The following is a 17,955-nucleotide window of genomic DNA, read 5'->3' on the forward strand; positions in this document are numbered from 1 at the left end:
GTCCTTAGAAGTTCACGATCGTCTGGATGACGATGGCATTGGCAATATCCACAAAGAACGCGGATACAAGGGGCAGCACGATAAAGGCAATAGGCGACGGGCCATATCGCTTGGTAACAGCGGTCATATTCGCGATAGCGGTCGGAGTGGCCCCAAGGGCGAACCCGCCGAACCCCGCTGACAAGACAGCAGCGCGGTAGCTGCCGCCCATCACCGGGAACAATACCCAGATAACAAAAGCCACGGCCATAAGTGTCTGCGCTGCCAAAATCACAATGATAGCCAGCCCCAACTCGGCAATGGTCCACAGCTGCAAACTCATGAGTGACATGGCCAGAAACGCGCCCAGCGAGAACTCGGAAATAAGCGCCAGCGAGGGCGTTCGGGCAACGGGCGGAGCCTTGGGGAAAAGCGCAGAACGCAGATTGGCAATTACGATCCCCATGATTAGGCAAGGCACGAAAAGCGGCAGCTTCAACCCCGCCGCGCTGATGGCCTGATGAAGCAAATACCCGGCAACAATTGCGATGTTCAGATACAGCATCACCCGCATGATGGTCAGGTGATCCACCTTTGAGGCAGCCTCGGAGGGGTTTTCGGGTAGGCCGACGGTGTGCTCTTCGTCCGGTCGTTCAGGTGTCAGGTTCCGGCCCTCGATCAGATAACGCGCGATGGGGCCGCCGACTAGAGCCGCCAATACAAGGCCCAAGGTTGCAACGGCCACACCCAGTTCGGTCGCGCCCTCTAATCCAGTTACCGCACCCACTTCGGGGGCCCAGGCGATTGCTGTGCCGTGCCCGCCGATCAGCGCGGCCGAGCCGAACAGCACCCCGGCCTGCGCCGGATAGCCAAAAAGCACTGCCCCAACAGCGCCCACGCCATTTTGCAAAATAATCGTCACAAGTGTCAGAATCAGAAGCAAGAGCAACGGCTTCCCGCCCGCGATCAAATCCGACAGCCGGGCATTCAAACCGATCCCTGCAAAGAACACCACCAGCAGGAAATCCCGCGCGGCCAGACCAAAAGTCATCTCAATCCCGAAAAGCAGATAAAGCCCCAGCAGAAAGACCGAGGCCAGCAACCCTCCGGTTACGGGTTCAGGGATGTTGAATTGCCGTAGCGCTGCTACACGGGCGTTGATCTCGGCCCCGATCAGATAGACAGCAAACCCCATTGTGGCCGTCAGGAAATCCGGGATTTGCAGCATCTCTTCGATCATTTCGCTACTCCTGCGGGCGCGGCGGGCACTCTTCGCCCACCACGGTTCCGTCATAAGCTTTTTCGCCGCAATTGTTCAGCGCATGCCAGACATAGCCTTTGCCGTCCTGCGTCACGGCAACGATCCGGTCCACGCCATAGTGGATGTTCTTTTGCCCCATGAAAGCCTGCGCCTGTCCCGTTTTCAGTGCATCCGCAATCGTCACGGCATCATAACAGTCAAACCACCCGGGCGCGGTCAGTGGCTCAGCATTGTCCACCAGCTTGAAAGCGGCCAGATCTTCCTGGGTCAGCTCGGTTTCAAAGCAGGCCCGATACCGGATCGGAGAGCTGTCGGCATCAATCGCCTGAAACGCAGAATAGGTGATCGGTTCTGGCTGATCGGTCTCAACGACCACCAGATTGACATCCCGCCCCGGCTGCGGTTCGACCGTGTAGTAAAACCCATAGACCTGAAGATAATACATTCCCACACCGGCCAAAACAGCCGAGCCAAGCAACAGAAGAGCAAGCAGTTTTCCGGTCATTGGTCACGCAGCCTCTTTCAAATGCGCATGAAATCGGACAGGGTCCGGCACGTAACAGGTTGATACGAGGCTTATCGAATGGACTCCACCCTTACCGTCGGATTCTTCGGCGCTTTGTTTGCGATCATGAACCCGATCACCAACCTGCCCGTTTTCCTCAGCGTGACCGAAGGGTTGTCCTCGGCCGATCAGCGTAAGGTGGCGGCGAAAGTGACGATCTATTGCCTGATCCTGGGGGGGGCTTTTGCGGCCATCGGCAATCAGGCGTTGGGGTTGTTTGGCATTTCGGTCGATGACCTGCGCGTTGCGGGAGGACTGGTCGTCCTGATGATCGGCCTCAACATGCTGAGCGGCAATCAAAGCACCACCCATCACGGTACCGAGGATGAAAAGCAATCCTATCCCGAACCCGACACCGTTGCATTCTATCCGCTGGCCTTTCCCATTCTGGTCGGTCCGGGCACGATCACGACTTTGATCCTCTATGCTCATCACATCACCAAACCAGTGGATGCGATGCTTTATGCAGGCGTATTTCTGGTCGTCCTGCTGTTGCTGTTCGTCACCTTCTGGAACGCATCGGCGCTGGCCAAACGCTTGTCCGCAAACGCGCGCGTTATTATGAGCCGCTTCATGGGCATGATCCTTTCGGCCATCGCCATAAGCATGATCGCCGACGGCCTGAAGGTGTTGCTGCCCGGATTGGCGTGATCTGGCCATCAAGCCTCGTACCCGGCAGCCTCGGTCATGACAAACGCATCTGCGCATTGTTTGGCCAGGGCACGCACCCGCCCGATATAGGCCTGCCGTTCGGTGACTGAAATCACCCCACGCGCATCCAGCAGGTTGAAGATATGGCTGGCCTTGATGCACTGATCATAAGCCGGATGCGCCATCACGATGCGCTTGCCCGTCTTTGGATCATCATGCTCTTGCGCCAGAATAGTGGCGCATTCCGCCTCAGCCTCTTCAAAGTGGCGCAGCAGGACCTCGGTATTGGCCACGTCAAAATTCCAGCGGGCGTATTCTTCCTCGGTCTGTTTGAAGATATCGCCATATTTCAACGGGCTGGGCGATTGAGGGTCATTGAAGGGCATGTCCATCACATGGTCGATACCCAGCACATACATGGCCAGACGCTCCAGCCCATAGGTCAGTTCGCCCGAAACGGGTGTACAGTCGTGGCCGCCGACCTGCTGGAAATAGGTGAACTGGCTGACTTCCATACCGTCGCACCAAACCTCCCAGCCCAGACCCCATGCGCCCAGAGTGGGACTTTCCCAGTCATCCTCGACGAACCTGATATCGTGCAGCTCCATGTCGATACCGATCGCTTCAAGCGAACCCAGATACAGCTCTTGCAGGTCCGGTGGGCTGGGTTTGATCAACACCTGATATTGGTAGTAGTGCTGCAATCGGTTGGGGTTCTCACCATATCGCCCGTCGGTCGGGCGGCGCGAGGGTTGCACATAGGCAGCAGCCCATGCCTTGGACCCCAGGGCGCGCAAAGTCGTCGCCGGGTGGAATGTGCCTGCACCGACCTCCATGTCATAGGGCTGCAGGATCGCGCAGCCTTTCGAGGCCCAATAGGACTGAAGCCGCAGGATAATCTCCTGAAAAGAACGAGGTGCGCTGGACTGTTCGGTCATGACATTCCCTTTGGGCGCCGCTGCGCCGGTAACGATGGGTTTTGCCCTTCCTATGCAAGGGGCCAAGGGGCGTCAACGGGCCAGTGCGTCCGGCCTGTCACTGCGTCGCCACACTGCAAATTCCCCGCAATCTGGGCATGGTGTTCAACCCTGCACTTGGCGTACTCTGCCACCCAGATAAAAATTGCGGACACGGGCAGACAATGACACGCATATTTACAGCAATTCTATTTCTTTTCCTCTTCGGCACCCGCGCCGTTTTCGCCCAGCAAGAGACAGGCGTCTGGGTTCAGGTCGAGGCACGGCCATCCCTGAGCCAAGCCCAAGAGCGCGCGCAGGCCTATGCGTCCCTTCTACCAGACGTGAATGGGTTTCGCTTGAACTCTGGCTGGTACGCCATTGTTATAGGGCCGTATTTACGCGCTGATGCCGAGCAAGTTCTGAGGGTTTATCGCGCTGAAGGCCAAATCCCCTCCGACAGTTACATCGCGGTTTCCAACAATTTTGGGCCGCAGTTCTGGCCTGTTTCGAGCACCAGCCAAGACCGCGCCGCAGTGGAACCTCCGACAACCGCTGCGCCGGAACAACCTGCAACCGGGCTGACGCCGCAGACATCAGATGAAACCCGCGCGCAGGCGCTACAATCCGAACGGCTGCTCAGCGCGCAGGATCGACGCGCGTTGCAAACCGCCCTTCAGGCCGCCGGGTTCTACAATTCGACCATTGATGGAGCTTTCGGGCAAGGCACCCGTCGTTCGATGGCGGATTGGCAGCGCTTCAACGGGTTCGAGGCCACCGGAGTTCTAACCACCGCGCAACGCACCACCTTGATGGACGACTACAACGCCCCTCTGATCAGCGTCGGGATGGCCCGCCATTCCGACCCGCAGGCGGGGATTGATCTGGACCTGCCGCTTAGCGCTGTTGCCTTTGACCGGTATGAGGCCCCGTTTGCCCATTTCAACAGTATCTCTGACCTGAATGCCAAGGCACTGCTGATCAGTCAGGAAGGCGACAAGAACACCCTGCGCGCGCTTTACGAGGTCATGCAATCGCTCGAGATCGTGCCGCTGGACGGCCCTCGTCAGTTGCGCGGTGACCGTTTTACGCTCGAAGGGCGCGGCAATGGCATCGTGTCTTATACCGAAGCCCAGCTGCAAGACGGCCAGATCAAGGGCTTTACCCTTGTATGGCCCGACGGGGATGAGGCCCGCCGCGCCCGTGTGCTGGCGGGAATGAAGGCCAGTTTTGCCACCAATGACGCCGTTCTGGATGCCAGCGCCGGGGCCGAGGCTGAGCAGCGCATTGACCTGATCTCGGGCCTGCAGCTGCGCAAACCCCGTCTGTCGCGTTCGGGCTTTTTCGCGGACGCCAACGGTACGATTTTGACTGTGACCGAGGCCACCGACATGTGCACCCGTCTGACGCTGGACGGTGATCAGGAACTTCAGGTCGCCTGGACCGATGTGGATCTTGGAGTCGCCGTCCTGCGTCCCAAAACCACCCTCGCCCCGCTGAATGTTGCCGAGTTCAACGCCGCTACTCCGCGCATTCAGACCGAGGTCGCCGTGTCCGGGTTCTCCTACGAAGGCGCGTTGGGCGCACCGACGCTGACCTATGGCCAGATCGCCGATGTGCGCGGGCTGAACGGTGAAGAGGGCGTGAAACGTCTGGCGCTGGCCGCACAACCCGGCGACGCAGGTGGCCCGATTTTTGACACCAGCGGTCAGGTTGTGGGGATGCTATTGCCGACGCCCGCGGACGGCCGAACCCTGCCCGCCTCGGTCAGTTTGGCCGCAACCGCGGCGCGTCTGGGTGAAATCCTTGATAAGGCGGGCGTTGTCGGTCAGGCCGGTCAATCCACCGGTCAGGTGTCGCCCAACGAACTGAACCGTCGCGCTACAGGTATGACTGTACTGGTTCACTGCTGGGAGTAAGCACTTAATCCAAAACAAAAAAGCGCCGCAAAACCCATGCAGCGCTTTTCTTATGTCAGGATGTCGGGCGTCACCCGTATCAGCGTCGGACCCGGCGCCGAGAATGCCCCACGAACCGTCTGCTGCATCTCCTCCAGGCTAGAGGGGTTTGCGGACAGAGCGCCAAACGCTTCGGCGAGTTTGCAGAAATCGGGGTTGCGCGCGACCACGGCGTTGGGTGCGATCTGACCCCGGACCATGCTGTCCTCGATCTCTTTCAGCTTGGCGTTGTCCCAGAGAATGATGGGCAGAGACAAGCCCAACTCGACCGCGACACCCAGCTCGGCCATTGTGTAGTGAAACCCGTAATCCCCGGCCATCACCGCCGTCGGTTTTCCGCGCCGTGCAACCGCACCGCCGATCCCGGCGGGTAGAGCGTAACCCAGCGTGCCGAACCCGGTCGGGTGATGCCAGTGGTAGGGGAAGGTCATGTCCCAGACCTCTTTGCCGACATAGGCTAGCTGGGTCATGTCCGAATAGATCATGGTCTCGGCCGGCATCGCTTCGCGCAGCGCGTCCAGCACGGGGACGATGCCGGGGCGTTCGGCGTCCACCTCGACCCGCCATTTCGCGCGGGCTTGCACCACTTCGTCCTCGGTCCAGCCAGTTGCCGGTTTCACATGGTCGATCGCCGCCCAAAGCGCATGGGCGAAGCTTTCTCCATCCACCTGCAATTTGACCGCTGCCCGGTGGCGGTCGGACAGTACAGCCGGGTCCAGATCGACCCGCACCAGATTTCCGGAATACCCCAGATCGTCGCGCCACAGGTCAACTTCACCCAGCTCCGATCCAACGACCACAACCAGATCGGCCGAGTCGATAACTTCCGCGCTGCCCGGCCTGGGCAGGTAGGAACCAAAATCCAACGCATAGTTCAACCCGGCCATGCCGCGCCCCGCATAGGTGGTGAAACAGGCCGCCCCCAGTTGGGTCAGGATCTGCCGCCACAGGTTGGACCGCGCCCCGCCCCCCAAGATGAACAAGGGCCTGCGGGCGATGTTCAGCATCGACAGAACGGGCGCGACATCCGGCGGCGCGGCCTTGGTGCGCAGCCCCGGCTGATTGGGAAACGGGGCCGGATCTGCTTCGGCCTGGAGCTGTTTGATCGGCACCTGAATATGCTTGGGACGCGGGCGCGACAGTTCGAATTCCTCAAAGGCGCGCTCGACCAGCCCGTAAGCGGCTTGGGCCGAATTTGCCTGCACAGACCAATCAGCAACCGTACCGGCGGCCCCGCGCTGGTCCTTCATCTGGTGCAACTGGCCCTTTGACGCCTCGGTCTCGTCCAGACATGAGGACAGAACCAGAATCGGCACCGAATCCGAATATCCCTGCCCCATAGGTGTCATGATGTTGCACAGGCCCGGCCCGGTAATCACATAGGCCACCCCCGGCTTACCAGTTGCCCGCGCATAGCCGTCGGCCATGAACCCGGCCCCTTGTTCGTGCCGAGCCAGAACATGGGTGATGCCCGCCTCTTCGATCCCCCGGTACATTTCCTGATTATGCACGCCGGGGATGCCGAAAATCACATCCACACCGCGATCCCGAAGCATATGCGAGATTTGCGCGCCGAGGGGTCTTTTCATCAGTTTCTCCAGAATTGAACGGTGAACAGGGCGTAAACGGCCAGAAGCTCAAGCCGCCCGACCAGCATCCCGATGGACAGCAACCACTTGGCGGTATCGCTCAGCCCCGCGAAATTGCCTGCCGGACCGATCTGATCACCAAGCCCCGGCCCTACATTGGCCAACGCCGTCGCCGCGCCTGAAACCGAGGTGATAAAGTCCAGACCCGTCAGCGCCAGAGCCCAGGCCAGAACGCCCATTGACAGCACAAAGAACATGAAAAAGCTCATCACCGAGGTCAGAACATCCGTACTTATCGGCCGTCCATCATACAAAGGCATGAACACCCCATGGGGCGAGCGGATGCGGCGTATTTGGGTTTTGATCGAGGCAAACAAAAGCTGGTAGCGGAACACCTTGATCGAACAGGCGGTCGAGCCCGCACAGCCACCGATCAGGCCGATCAAGAAGAAAACCATGACCGGGAAACTGCCCCAGGTCATGTAGTTCACGCTGGCATAGCCTGTGCCCGAGATGATCGAGGTGATGTTGAACAGAGATTCCCGAAACGCTTGTTCCCAGTGATGCGGAAAGACGGTTAGCAGAAAGACGGTCATTATCGCGACTAGCAGAACGATCGTGGCCAGGAAGGCACGGATCTGGCTGTCTTTCCACAGCGAACTGGTGTTGCCATTTGCCAGTTGCACATAGCGCACGAAAGGAAGAGCCGCCAAAATCATGAACACCGAGGCGGCATATTCCGTCGGCCCCGAGAACGTCCCGAACGAGGCGTCGTAGTTCGAGAACCCTCCAGTCGCGATTGTGGTCATGGCGTGGACGACGGCGTCGAAAAAGCTCATGCCAAAGCCGGCATATACCAGCACACAGACGAAGGTCAGAAAGACGTAGATCAGGGAAATCTGACCCGCGATCTCTTGCGCGCGGGGTAGTATTTTCCCCATAGTTTCAAACCCTTCCGAGCGGAAGATCTGCATCCCGCCCACCCGAAGTTCGGGTAGAAATACCATAGCGACGACGATGATCCCGATCCCGCCCAACCATTGCAGCACTCCGCGCCACAGCAACAGGCCCTGCGGGAGCTTATCCAACCCGGAAATCACGGTCGAACCGGTGGTCGTCAGGCCGGACATCGCTTCGAAGTAAGCGTCGACAAAGCGCAGTTCTGTTGCGCCGATCAAAAAAGGGATCGCGCCGAAAAACGGCAGAGCGACCCAAACCCCGGTGGTCAGCAAAAAGGTCTGACGGATTGTCAGACCTTCGCCCACCCCGTTCGAGCAGCTCATTGCCAGAATGACGCCTGTCAGGACGGTGATGATCCCGCTTTCAAGGAACACATGCCATTCGTCGCGCCCTTCGATCAGGTCCGCAAGCAAAGGCAGAATCATGGTCGCCCCAAGAATGGCAACCAGCAGGCCAATCACATATCCAACCGGGCGTATATCCGTCATGAGGCGCAGCGTTGGCGCGCCTGCACGACTGTGTCAAGCGGATGCCCCGATTTACTTTTGCGTTTTGTTGGTCGCGCTGGGCATTGCGGGCGGCTTCGATGGCGCACGGGTCCGGCGGGTTGGTGCCACGACCTCTGCCTTGAGGGCTGCAGGTTTGACGGCTTCGGCCTTGGGTGCAGCAGGTTTCGCGGCTTCGGCCTTGGGTGCAGCAGGTTTCGCGGCTTCGGCCTTGGGTGCTGCGGGTTTGGCAGGTTGCGCCTTGGGTGCGGCTGGTTTGGGTGCCTCTGCCTTGACCTTTGCCGTTTTTGCAACTGCGGGTTTTACCGCCGAAGGCTTAGGAGCGGCTGGTTTTTTCGCCACTGGTTTGGCTATGTGCGGTTTGTTGGCCGGTTTGGCAGCCACTGCTTTGGCCGGTGTGGATTTCACGGCTGCCGGTTTAGGTGATTCGGCGGCTGGCTTCGCTGCCGGTTTCGCTTTGACCGCAGGTTTGGCTTTAGCCGCCGGCGGCGTTTTCACCTTGGCAGCACGGGCTACCGGTTTCGGCTTGGCCGGCGCTGGAGGTTTCGGTGCAACAGGCGCGGGCGCAGCGGATGAGGCGTGTAGTGCCTGCACCTGAAAAAATGGCAGCTCCATCGCCGAGCAAGCCAGAATTTGCATGATTTTCATCTGGTTACTCACCGCGTAGCCTGCCATGCGGATAGCGGCAGCCTGAAATTCCAAGGGCTGGGTAATCGGATTCATACGTAGTCTCTCCTCTGAAAGTAACGCAGCACGCTTGAGAAAAAGAGGCCCTGCCCGCCCTGGGATAACGGGCGGGAAACGATGTCACGCAGGATCAAGCGTTGCACGTTTCAGCTTCCTTCAGAGTGGCTTTCCCATTGACCAACGGTCTAACCACGGCTGCATTCCACATCAGTCTACTTCAAAGACCGTGCGAGTGCAGCATTTTTTGCTGCGATGCGGCAAAAACGTGCCGTAAGGTTAATCCTGAGACTTTGCGCGTTCAGCCGACATGGAACAGAGTCGAGAACAGCCTTGGGTCAAGGCTGGATGACACAAAGGTCGGCCCTTCGGTCAGAACTGATACAGCGTCGTGGCTGTGCAGGCTTTCCTGATGACTGGCCACTATGCGAAAATCACCCACGTGGTGGTCGGCCAGAAGTTCGGCGCAGAATAGGCGCGCAGCATCTTCGACAAAGATCGGGTTTGCGGCGTTCAGCTCGGCAAAGGCTTGCTCGTCCTCGCGTTTAACCATCACTTGTGTTTCCGTGGGCACGGCACGACGGCACAACGCGATCAGGTCCTCGAACCAAAGGCAATCGGCGTCGCAATCTACCACTACCGAAATCCGCGCCACCGACCGCTGTGAATGCGGCGTCGCCAACTGGCCACGTGTTGAACGAGCATGTTCGCTCAGCTCAAGCGAACAGGGACAAGTCGAAGAGTAGACATAGTCCAGATGCATGATCTTCTGGCGCACGCCGTTCTGTTCCACCAGCTCCAGCGCGATGTCGTAATACTGATAGCCTTCCAGCCCCGAGCGCAGGCTTTTCACCTTGTCGGGATAGGAAAACCGCATCTGTATACGCGCGTCAAAGCTGTCCAGATCGGTCATATAATCATCCAGCGCGGCTTCCATGACTTCGAAGCTGAACGTGCGCTCGGCGTGTTTGTAGAAGGACCGCATGATGCGGGACATGTTGATGCCCTTCTTCTCAGCCTCAAGGCTGACCGAGCCCGTGACCGAGGTCTCAAGCGTCAGGTCTTCGCCATCCTTGCGGTGAAACCGGATCGGCAGGCGGAAATTCGAGATACCCACATGCTGAATTTGCTGCTTCGCTCCCCGGATCAAGCTGGACGGACCGTTTTGCAGATCGGGCAGCGTGGCGCGATAGGCCTCATCGGCCTTGAAGTCCTCGGGGTAGTCGCGCGACAAAGACGGATAGTTGGACGTCTCCTGACCCGGCACAAGGCGCGCGATTGCCGGATCAAGCTGACTGATCTCGGCGTCGGTCGCGGATACCGCCCATTTGCGCAGAACTTTCAGCGCCGCAGCGGCCTCGTCATGGTCGGGGGCGTCGTCAATGTCACGGGGATGCACGTTCATCGCTTGGGGTTCCTCGGGGTTCGCCGCCGGACTATATACAGCTTGGGCGTGTTTTCCAGTTTAACCGTATACGCCGGAAAACACAGTCCGGATCGATTTTTGGTGCGGGATGAGCGATTTACCACCCCGCACACATCTCTTTGAGCCTGTTTGTAGCACCGTTGACGCGACGTTTACTGCTGAGAAACGTCCAATGCGCGCTTAATATCGGCAAGCAGGTCGCTAGCATCTTCCAACCCGACCGAGAACCGGATCAAGCCGGGTGTAATGCCCAACTCGTCTTTCTGCGCATCGCTCAGGCGTTGATGGGTCGTTGTTGCCGGATGCGTCGCGATCGACTTGGCGTCGCCCAGATTGTTCGAGATCACCGGGATCGTCATCGCGTTGAGGAAAGCAAAAGCCGCTGCTTTCCCGCCCTTGATGTCCAGGGACAGAACCGTACCGCCCTTGCCGCCCAGCTGAGATTGCACCAACGCATTTTGGGCATGGGTTTTCAGCCCCGGATACAAGGTGCGTTCCAGCGCGGGATGGCCCTCCAACGCCTCGGCAATGATCTGCGCCGTCTCGGCCTGAGCATTCACCCGCAGAGCCATCGTCTCAAGCCCTTTGAGCATGACCCACGCGTTGAACGGGCTAAGCGCGCCGCCGGTATGTTTCAGATAGGGTTCAACGGTGCCACGGATGAACTCTTTGGTACTGATGATCACACCACCCAGAGCCCGGCCCTGCCCGTCAATATGCTTGGTTGCGGAATAGACCACCACGTCCGCGCCCTGCTGGATCGCGCGCGAAAAGACCGGGGTCGAGAACACATTGTCCACGATCACGGTTGCACCGACGGCATGGGCCAGCGTGGCCACCGCTTCGATGTCGATCACCTCAAGGGTGGGGTTCGACATGGATTCGAAGAAAACCGCTTTGGTGTCGGGGCGGATCGCCGCTTTCCACGCGTCCAGATCGGTGCCGTCGACAAAGGTCACTTCAACGCCGTAGCGGGTCAGGATGTTTTCAAGGATATAGAGGCAAGAGCCGAACAAAGCCTTGGCCGACACCACATGGTCGCCCGCCTTCAGCATCGACACCAGCGCCGCGTTCACCGCCGCCATGCCGGATGCAGTGGCGAAGGCGTCCTCGCCCCCTTCCAGCGCCGCGATGCGCTGTTCGAACATGGACACGGTCGGGTTGCCATAACGGGCATAGATGAACTCATCCGGGCCGGTCTCGATAAACCGCGCCTCGGCCTGTTCGGCGTTTTCGTAAACAAAGCCCTGCGTCAAAAAGATCGCCTCGGACACTTCGTTATATTGGCTGCGACGGATGCCGCCATGGACGGCCTGTGTGCGTTTGTTCCAATTCTCGCTCATGTCATTCCTTTCGGCCCCTCTTTGGAGGCAAACAAAAAACCCCAGACGCGGCCAAGCGAAAGGGGTCTTTCATCCTGACCTTTTAGCGGTGTTGTTTAGCGTGGCCCGCAATCCGGTAACAAATCGCCACGTGGTGCCTTGCCCTTACGCCGCGCATGCAAAGGCGTCAAGCCTTAGGCGCAATCAGTCACGGTTTCGTAACAGTTTGCCCCTGCCCCCTTGCCCAATGGCCCGAAACCTTCATGATCGCCGTCAACCGAAGGAGAGACCATGATTGATCTGTATTTCTGGCCTACGCCAAACGGGTGGAAGGCGTCTATCGCTCTGGAAGAGATGGGGCTGCCCTACACCACCCACCTGATCAATATCGGCAAGGGCGATCAGTTCGATCCCGAATTCCTGAAAATCGCGCCCAACAACCGGATGCCTGCCATCGTGGACCCCGACGGCCCGGATGGAGAGCCGATCTCGGTCTTCGAAAGCGGTGCTATCCTAATGTATCTGGCCCGCAAGACCGGGCGGTTCTATGGCGAAACCGAGCGTGACCAGATCGCCGTTGAGGAATGGCTGATGTGGCAAATGGGCGGGGTCGGACCCATGGCCGGTCAGGCGCACCACTTTTTGAAGTACGCCCCGCAACTGGATCCGCCACAAGACCTGCCCTATGCCAAGGATCGCTATCGCACCGAAGTTGGGCGGCTTTACGGCGTGCTCGACCGGCGGCTGGCCGAGAATGAATATGTCGCGGGCGATTTCTACTCCATTGCAGACATGTCGATCTGGGGCTGGGCCAGCCTGTGGGAAGGTCAGCAACAGGTGCTGGAGGACAAACCTCATTTCACCCGCTGGCTGGAAACCGTCAGCGCCCGCCCCGGCGTTCAGGCCGGTCGCGCGCTGCACGCCGAGTTGCGCGGAGATCACCGGGACAAGCAATCGCAGAGCAATTTGTTCAAGCGATGAACACGGTCGGCGGCTGACCCTTTTCCGAAGGGTTCACATTCAAATCACCCCTCTACCGGTGGCACCGCCCGCTGGTAGAGATGCCATGTCGTATGCCCCAGAATCGGCAAGGTGAAGATCAGGCCCAGAAATGCCGGAACTAGTGACAACAGCATCGTGACCGAAATAATCGCCGCCCAACTCAGCATGACCACAGGGTTTTCGGTGACGACGCGGATAGATGTAAGCATGGCCGAGACAAAGTTGGTCTCGCGATCCAGCAACATGGGCATGGCGACGACAGTGACCGAGAACAGGACCGCGGAAAGGAATGCGCCTATGGCCGTGCCAACGGCCAGAAACGTCCAGCCCTGCGGGGTAAAGAAGACGATGTTCAAAAACCCGTCCAAATCCGAGAACGAGGCGTTTTGCAGGATAATCGCCAGCCACAGCCGAACCTGATAAACCCATACCCAGAAAATGAACAGGGTGACAAAGGCCATCCAGCCCATCTCGCGTTTGCGCTGATGGGCCATGACGGTCAGGATGTCGGACCACCCGAACGCCTGTCCCTTTTGCAACCGGCGTGACATTTCATACAGCCCGGCGGCTGCAAATGGTGCAATCAACGGAAAGCCGACAATGGCCGGAATGATCATCCAGATCTTACCCAGCCAGACCATGACCCAAACCAGTAGAATGCCGAAGACCGCATAGAACAGACCAAAAAAGCCGCTCATGACCGGGCGCGCCAGAAAGTCGGAAAACCCCGCCTTCAAAGAGGCCGTGATATCGCCAGCAGTGATCGTATTGACGTTGGCCCTGTCCTGTGGCTGGGGCGTCAGGTCGTCTGGCGGTGTGGAATCTGCGATTTTGGATGGCATGTCACGGTCCTCCCAAAGCGTGGCACGGCAGCCTGTCGGCGCCGCCAAAGTTCCGATGATGAAACTGTGCATCAACGCTGACGTTTGGGCAAGGCAGGAGTAAGTTTCAGGCGGGCCGTGTACCGTATGTCGGCATGTCCAAGAACCACCGGGACAAGCGATAGTCGGCAGAGTGCTAAATCGATCCGCCGCTTTTACCAGGCGGATCTTCATTAAACTGCTCGAAAAACCGCGCAAGCCCGACCAATGGCGACACATACGGCAAGTCGACCAGCGCAATCGAGGACAGACCTTCGGCGGCATCCAATCTAGCATGCAAATGGTCCGCTCCGAAATCCTGCACCCAAAAACCCAAATCTTCGTACAGGTTTCGTCGGCTTCTGATTGTCACTGTCTCACATATCGCGGTCTGCCCTTCGCTGCGGACAGTCAAGCGTTCGACGTCCACGTTGGCCTCTCCTTCAACCGTGTAATAGGTCGAAATAACCTGACTCGTACCGCTCTCTTGCTCGATCTTGCATTTATAGAGCATTTCCATGTTCTCCGGGTCCCAGGTGTCGGGATTTACCGTGTTCATGTTCATCGAGACCGTGAACAACCCATCATCCCCCACCGGGCCGGTTTTGTATTTTCCGCTGTAGCTGTCAGGTGCTGTCTTCAGAATGTCAAAGGCACGCTGTGCAGGGATGAGGTATCTGGCGCGCGACTTCCATTCCCGCAAACCGAGGGGAACATGCAGAAAAACGCTGGGCAGCCAGTTCAGGCCGAGCCATAAGAAAAAACTGACCAGAACCGTTCCGAAAATCGTCCAGGCTGTTGCCTTCCCTTGATTTTGCGTTGGCGCAAGGTCGGGCAGCATCTCAATCACCGGCAAGAGCATTAGCGTTATCCCAAGCACCAAGGCCGTTGTGACCGTCTCCCACCAGACCCGCGGATAAATGAGCACCAGTAACATGATTGCAAGTACACCAAACAAGGCCGTCACGAGTTGCATTTTCGGACCCGCCAAAAGTGCGGAATGACCAAATACCTGCGTCCCCACAGCCCATGGCACGAACAAAAGAAACAAACTAAGAAATATCAGCCGGCGCAGTCGAAATACGCGGTACAAATACTTGTTTTTCATAATGTAATACCCGTCAAACTGGTGACTGAATTACATTCAACCTTGGCAAAACCATGACGTCTGGGTGTTTTCTTCTCACTTGCTTTGGGGCGATTGCCCCTCCCCCCGTACCAACACGTCCAACATGGCCGAGATATCTTCGATCTCTTCCGCGATCACATGGGTTACGGAATGCGCCCGCTGCATCCGCCCCGTGATCCGCAGCAACCGGCCCGAGATCACCGCCCGGCGAAATTGTTCATACATCGCGCGCCAGACAACCACGTTCACGATGCCGGTTTCGTCCTCCAGCGTCAGAAAGATCACGCCCTTGGCTGTACCCGGCCTCTGCCGCAAGATCACCAACCCGGCCACGGTCACACGCGCATGATCGGGCGGATCGTCCAGCCGATTGGCTGGCAGGCAAGCGGGTGGGCGCGGCCAGTCTCGGTTTGAAACTGCACTGCGAACAGGGGTAACAAGCATGAGAACAAAAATAGAACATATCACAGGAATGTCCAGTCGCGGCATCCCGAGTCGCAAATGAGGGTGGAAAGACCTAAATGGCTTGACTAAGGAAGGTTTCGAACATCGTAAAAGGAAGACGCACGCAATGGCAAAGATCACCTATGTCGAGCATGGCGGTACCGAGCACACTGTCGAGGTCGCCAACGGACTGACCGTCATGGAAGGGGCCCGTGACAACAACATCCCCGGCATCGAGGCCGATTGCGGCGGCGCCTGCGCCTGCTCGACCTGCCATGTCTATATCCACCCTGATTGGGTCGAGAAAGTGCCAGCCAAAGACGACATGGAAGAAGACATGCTGGACTTTGCGTTTGAGCCCGACCCAGAGCGGTCCCGCCTGACCTGCCAGATCAAAGTCACCGACGCGCTGGACGGTCTGGTCGTTCAGATGCCCGAGAAACAGATCTGATGATCTCCAAAGCGCCGCGCCGACTCTCTCGCCTCTGGCAAGGCAGGTCACGCGGCGCGCTTATGGCAATGTGCTTGTGGTTGGTCACAACAGCCCCTGCCATTGCAGATACGATTGTCGCGGCTCGTTATACCGAACCCACGACCCGATATCCTCATGGCGTCCTGGGGGATCAGATCGAATATGGAGCGCTTGAGCTTACCATAGAAAACACGCCTGCCACACAAGGCTCGACGGGCGCCAAGGAACGATCTGCCCTGACCATCCGCCTGCCCGAGGACCGTGTTTTCGAAGATCTAGCGCCTCGGCTGTCGGACGTTGATCAAAACGGCACGCTCGAAGTTCTGGTTGTCGAAGCCCAGAAGGATACAGGCGCACAACTCGCCATCTATAACACGCACGGGGAAAAGATCGCCGCCACCCCGCATATCGGCACCCGTTTCCGCTGGCTCGCACCGATCGGCGCGGCCGATCTGGACGGCGACGGCTACGTCGAGATCGCCTATATCGACCGCCCTCACCTGGCCAAAACCCTGCGCATCTGGCGCTTCAAAGATGGCGCACTGACCGAAATCGCGGTACTGCCTGGTCTGACAAACCACAAAATTGGAGAAGCTTATATTTCGAGCGCCATCCGCGATTGCGGCACCGGCCCCGAGATGGTCGTCGCAAGCGCCGACTGGAGCACCATCGTCAGCGTTTCTTACCGAGGCGATTGGCAAACCCGCGACCTTGGCCCCCTCAAGAAGCGCAGTGACCTAACAAACGCACTCATTTGCTGATCCGCCCTTCATCTGGCCCAAAATATCCCAGGGAGCGCGAGGGGCTGGCCCCTCGCCCCAAAAAATCGAGACGGGCGCAGCCCGGCAATCAGATCACAAAGCGCGCCAGCCGATATCGCGGCGAAAGAACCCATCGGGCCAGTCAATCCCATCCACCATCGCATAAGCCCGATCACGCGCCTCCTGCAATGTCTCGCCCCGAGCGGTGACGTTCAGAACCCGACCACCCGTGGCCAATACCTGCCCATCCGCAGCCTTGGTCCCGGCATGAAAGACCATGTTCTTGCTGTCCTCGGGCAGCCCGTCCAGACCGCCAATAACACTGCCCTTCTCGTAAGACCCCGGATATCCCTGAGCCGCCATCACAACGGTCAGCGCATGATCATCGGCCCAGTTCACCTGCGCCTCACGCAAACGGCCCTCGGCTGCGGCATGCATCAGATCCATCGCCTGCGCGCCCAGGCGCATCATCAGCACCTGACATTCGGGATCGCCAAAGCGCACATTGTATTCCACCAGTCGCGGCTGCCCGTCCTTGATCATCAAACCCGCATAGAGAACCCCCTGAAACGGCATCCCGCGCTTTTTCATCTCGGCCACGGTCGGCTTGATGATCTCTTCCATCGCGCGGGCTTCGACCTCGGCGCTCAGGACCGGAGCCGGAGAATACGCTCCCATCCCGCCTGTATTCAGCCCGGTATCCCCCTCGCCTACGCGCTTATGGTCCTGCGCGGTGCCGACCGACAGGATATCCTCACCGTCACACAGCACGAAAAGCGAGGCCTCCTCGCCCTCCATGAATTCCTCGATCACCACCTCAGCCCCGGCCCTGCCAAAAGCCCCGCCAAACATGTCGTCGATGGCCTCCAGCGCGGTCGCTTCGTCCATCGCCACGATCACGCCCTTGCCGGCGGCCAGACCATCGGCCTTGACCACAATCGGCGCGCCTTGTTCGCGGATATAGGCCTTGGCGGGCTCGGCCTCGGTAAAGCGCCCATAGGCTGCCGTCGGCGCGCCCGAGGCGTCGCAGATTTCCTTGGTAAAACTCTTTGATGCCTCCAACTGCGCCGCCGCAGCCGAGGGGCCAAAGACAAGAACGCCCGCTTCGCGTAGGCGGTCGGCAACCCCAGCCGCCAAGGGGGCCTCAGGGCCGACAATCACAAAATCAATCGCGTTGTCTTCGGCAAAGCTGACCACAGCGCCGCCATTTTCGATGTCCAGAGCCGCGCAATCGGCAATCTGAGCAATTCCGGCATTGCCCGGCGCGACTATCAGACGGTCACACTTGGGGTTCTGCATCACCGCCCAGGCTAGGCTGTGTTCGCGTCCACCGCTCCCGAGAATGAGGATATTCATGACTGCTCTCCGATCTGCTTGGCCTCGACTTCCGCGCGTTCTAAGCTGGGTGGGCATTTGACACAAGGCGCTGA

Annotated in this window: 17 protein-coding genes and 1 riboswitch; of the genes, 6 read left to right on the top strand and 11 right to left on the bottom strand. The window is 58.8% G+C overall.

What is annotated here, in order from left to right; genetic code table 11:
- Positions 1–4 precede the first annotated feature (4 nt).
- Together gltS and ACR0CA_RS05890 are read right to left on the bottom strand one after the other, a co-directional pair.
- Positions 5–1,219 (bottom strand): sodium/glutamate symporter, encoded by a 1,215-nt coding sequence (gene gltS, locus ACR0CA_RS05885; protein ID WP_480897754.1) that lies wholly within the window; start codon positions 1,217–1,219, stop codon positions 5–7.
- 4 nt (positions 1,220–1,223) lie between these two features.
- Positions 1,224–1,745 carry a DUF6446 family protein gene (locus ACR0CA_RS05890; RefSeq protein ID WP_480897756.1) on the bottom strand — a complete coding sequence of 174 codons (522 nt, stop codon included), beginning with the start codon at positions 1,743–1,745 and terminating at the stop codon, positions 1,224–1,226.
- A 78-nt stretch (positions 1,746–1,823) separates the two neighbouring features.
- Between ACR0CA_RS05890 and ACR0CA_RS05895 the strand changes: the two genes are divergently transcribed.
- Positions 1,824–2,456: a MarC family protein gene (locus tag ACR0CA_RS05895; protein WP_170788468.1), complete on the top strand. Its 633-nt coding sequence runs from the start codon at positions 1,824–1,826 to the stop codon at positions 2,454–2,456.
- An 8-nt stretch (positions 2,457–2,464) separates the two neighbouring features.
- Here ACR0CA_RS05895 and ACR0CA_RS05900 read toward each other — a convergent pair whose 3' ends face one another.
- Positions 2,465–3,394: a glycine--tRNA ligase subunit alpha gene (locus tag ACR0CA_RS05900; RefSeq protein ID WP_170769402.1), complete on the bottom strand. Its 930-nt coding sequence runs from the start codon at positions 3,392–3,394 to the stop codon at positions 2,465–2,467.
- A 203-nt stretch (positions 3,395–3,597) separates the two neighbouring features.
- Here ACR0CA_RS05900 and ACR0CA_RS05905 point away from each other — a divergent pair, with 203 nt between their 5' ends.
- Entirely contained in the window at positions 3,598–5,331 is a 1,734-nt protein-coding gene (locus ACR0CA_RS05905; RefSeq protein ID WP_480897758.1) for a serine protease, read from the top strand.
- 50 nt (positions 5,332–5,381) lie between these two features.
- On the opposite strand, the gene ACR0CA_RS05910 is transcribed toward ACR0CA_RS05905, so the two are convergent.
- Together ACR0CA_RS05910 and ACR0CA_RS05915 are read right to left on the bottom strand one after the other, a co-directional pair.
- Positions 5,382–6,959 carry a thiamine pyrophosphate-binding protein gene (locus tag ACR0CA_RS05910; protein ID WP_480897759.1) on the bottom strand — a complete coding sequence of 526 codons (1,578 nt, stop codon included), beginning with the start codon at positions 6,957–6,959 and terminating at the stop codon, positions 5,382–5,384.
- Entirely contained in the window at positions 6,959–8,407 is a 1,449-nt protein-coding gene (locus tag ACR0CA_RS05915; protein WP_480897761.1) for a TrkH family potassium uptake protein, read from the bottom strand. The genes ACR0CA_RS05910 and ACR0CA_RS05915 overlap by 1 nt, the downstream gene beginning before the upstream one ends.
- On the opposite strand from ACR0CA_RS05915, the gene ACR0CA_RS05920 reads away from it, so the two are divergent.
- Entirely contained in the window at positions 8,406–9,023 is a 618-nt protein-coding gene (locus tag ACR0CA_RS05920) for a hypothetical protein (protein WP_480897763.1), read from the top strand. The two genes, ACR0CA_RS05915 and ACR0CA_RS05920, sit on opposite strands and share 2 nt — an antisense overlap.
- 387 nt (positions 9,024–9,410) lie before the next feature.
- On the opposite strand, the gene folE2 is transcribed toward ACR0CA_RS05920, so the two are convergent.
- Entirely contained in the window at positions 9,411–10,514 is a 1,104-nt protein-coding gene (folE2, locus tag ACR0CA_RS05925) for a GTP cyclohydrolase FolE2 (protein WP_170784365.1), read from the bottom strand.
- Positions 10,515–10,687: 173 nt separating this feature from the next.
- Positions 10,688–11,878, bottom strand: coding sequence for an O-succinylhomoserine sulfhydrylase (gene metZ, locus ACR0CA_RS05930; protein WP_170784364.1), 1,191 nt, complete (start codon positions 11,876–11,878; stop codon positions 10,688–10,690).
- A gap of 62 nt (positions 11,879–11,940) precedes the next feature.
- Positions 11,941–12,018: riboswitch (SAM riboswitch) on the bottom strand.
- 130 nt (positions 12,019–12,148) lie between these two features.
- Between metZ and ACR0CA_RS05935 the strand changes: the two genes are divergently transcribed.
- Positions 12,149–12,838 (top strand): glutathione S-transferase N-terminal domain-containing protein, encoded by a 690-nt coding sequence (locus ACR0CA_RS05935; protein WP_480897765.1) that lies wholly within the window; start codon positions 12,149–12,151, stop codon positions 12,836–12,838.
- Between the two features lie 44 nt (positions 12,839–12,882).
- Here the strand turns inward: ACR0CA_RS05935 and ACR0CA_RS05940 are convergent, their stop codons facing one another.
- From ACR0CA_RS05940 to ACR0CA_RS05950, 3 genes are all read right to left on the bottom strand, one after another.
- On the bottom strand, positions 12,883–13,773 hold the full coding sequence (locus tag ACR0CA_RS05940; RefSeq protein WP_480897767.1) for a DUF2189 domain-containing protein: 891 nt from the start codon (positions 13,771–13,773) through the stop codon (positions 12,883–12,885).
- A gap of 103 nt (positions 13,774–13,876) precedes the next feature.
- Positions 13,877–14,827 (bottom strand): hypothetical protein, encoded by a 951-nt coding sequence (locus ACR0CA_RS05945; protein WP_480897768.1) that lies wholly within the window; start codon positions 14,825–14,827, stop codon positions 13,877–13,879.
- 75 nt (positions 14,828–14,902) lie between these two features.
- The gene (locus tag ACR0CA_RS05950; protein ID WP_480897769.1) at positions 14,903–15,292 is read right to left on the bottom strand and encodes an OB-fold nucleic acid binding domain-containing protein; all 390 of its coding nucleotides are present in this window, start codon (positions 15,290–15,292) and stop codon (positions 14,903–14,905) included.
- 127 nt (positions 15,293–15,419) lie between these two features.
- On the opposite strand from ACR0CA_RS05950, the gene ACR0CA_RS05955 reads away from it, so the two are divergent.
- Positions 15,420–15,743 (top strand): 2Fe-2S iron-sulfur cluster-binding protein, encoded by a 324-nt coding sequence (locus tag ACR0CA_RS05955; protein WP_170769391.1) that lies wholly within the window; start codon positions 15,420–15,422, stop codon positions 15,741–15,743.
- A 68-nt stretch (positions 15,744–15,811) separates the two neighbouring features.
- Complete coding sequence (locus ACR0CA_RS05960) at positions 15,812–16,525, top strand: FG-GAP repeat domain-containing protein (RefSeq protein WP_480897770.1); 714 nt, start codon at positions 15,812–15,814, stop codon at positions 16,523–16,525.
- Between the two features lie 93 nt (positions 16,526–16,618).
- Here ACR0CA_RS05960 and purD read toward each other — a convergent pair whose 3' ends face one another.
- The gene (gene purD, locus ACR0CA_RS05965; protein WP_480897772.1) at positions 16,619–17,881 is read right to left on the bottom strand and encodes a phosphoribosylamine--glycine ligase; all 1,263 of its coding nucleotides are present in this window, start codon (positions 17,879–17,881) and stop codon (positions 16,619–16,621) included.
- Positions 17,882–17,955: the final 74 nt, after the last annotated feature.

Source organism: Ruegeria sp. F12 (assembly GCF_056533885.1).

Bases quoted from the DNA above. Each gene is read 5' to 3' on its own strand.
- ACR0CA_RS05955 (WP_170769391.1), top strand. From the start codon at position 15,420: ATGGCAAAGATCACCTATGTCGAGCATGGCGGTACCGAGCACACTGTC.
- ACR0CA_RS05960 (WP_480897770.1), top strand. From the start codon at position 15,812: ATGTGCTTGTGGTTGGTCACAACAGCCCCTGCCATTGCAGATACGATT.
- gltS (WP_480897754.1), bottom strand. From the start codon at position 1,219: ATGATCGAAGAGATGCTGCAAATCCCGGATTTCCTGACGGCCACAATG.
- ACR0CA_RS05915 (WP_480897761.1), bottom strand. From the start codon at position 8,407: ATGACGGATATACGCCCGGTTGGATATGTGATTGGCCTGCTGGTTGCC.
- purD (WP_480897772.1), bottom strand. From the start codon at position 17,881: ATGAATATCCTCATTCTCGGGAGCGGTGGACGCGAACACAGCCTAGCC.
- ACR0CA_RS05895 (WP_170788468.1), top strand. From the start codon at position 1,824: ATGGACTCCACCCTTACCGTCGGATTCTTCGGCGCTTTGTTTGCGATC.
- metZ (WP_170784364.1), bottom strand. From the start codon at position 11,878: ATGAGCGAGAATTGGAACAAACGCACACAGGCCGTCCATGGCGGCATC.
- folE2 (WP_170784365.1), bottom strand. From the start codon at position 10,514: ATGAACGTGCATCCCCGTGACATTGACGACGCCCCCGACCATGACGAG.
- ACR0CA_RS05910 (WP_480897759.1), bottom strand. From the start codon at position 6,959: ATGAAAAGACCCCTCGGCGCGCAAATCTCGCATATGCTTCGGGATCGC.
- ACR0CA_RS05905 (WP_480897758.1), top strand. From the start codon at position 3,598: ATGACACGCATATTTACAGCAATTCTATTTCTTTTCCTCTTCGGCACC.
- ACR0CA_RS05920 (WP_480897763.1), top strand. From the start codon at position 8,406: ATGAGGCGCAGCGTTGGCGCGCCTGCACGACTGTGTCAAGCGGATGCC.
- ACR0CA_RS05940 (WP_480897767.1), bottom strand. From the start codon at position 13,773: ATGCACAGTTTCATCATCGGAACTTTGGCGGCGCCGACAGGCTGCCGT.
- ACR0CA_RS05950 (WP_480897769.1), bottom strand. From the start codon at position 15,292: ATGCTTGTTACCCCTGTTCGCAGTGCAGTTTCAAACCGAGACTGGCCG.
- ACR0CA_RS05945 (WP_480897768.1), bottom strand. From the start codon at position 14,827: ATGAAAAACAAGTATTTGTACCGCGTATTTCGACTGCGCCGGCTGATA.
- ACR0CA_RS05900 (WP_170769402.1), bottom strand. From the start codon at position 3,394: ATGACCGAACAGTCCAGCGCACCTCGTTCTTTTCAGGAGATTATCCTG.
- ACR0CA_RS05890 (WP_480897756.1), bottom strand. From the start codon at position 1,745: ATGACCGGAAAACTGCTTGCTCTTCTGTTGCTTGGCTCGGCTGTTTTG.
- ACR0CA_RS05935 (WP_480897765.1), top strand. From the start codon at position 12,149: ATGATTGATCTGTATTTCTGGCCTACGCCAAACGGGTGGAAGGCGTCT.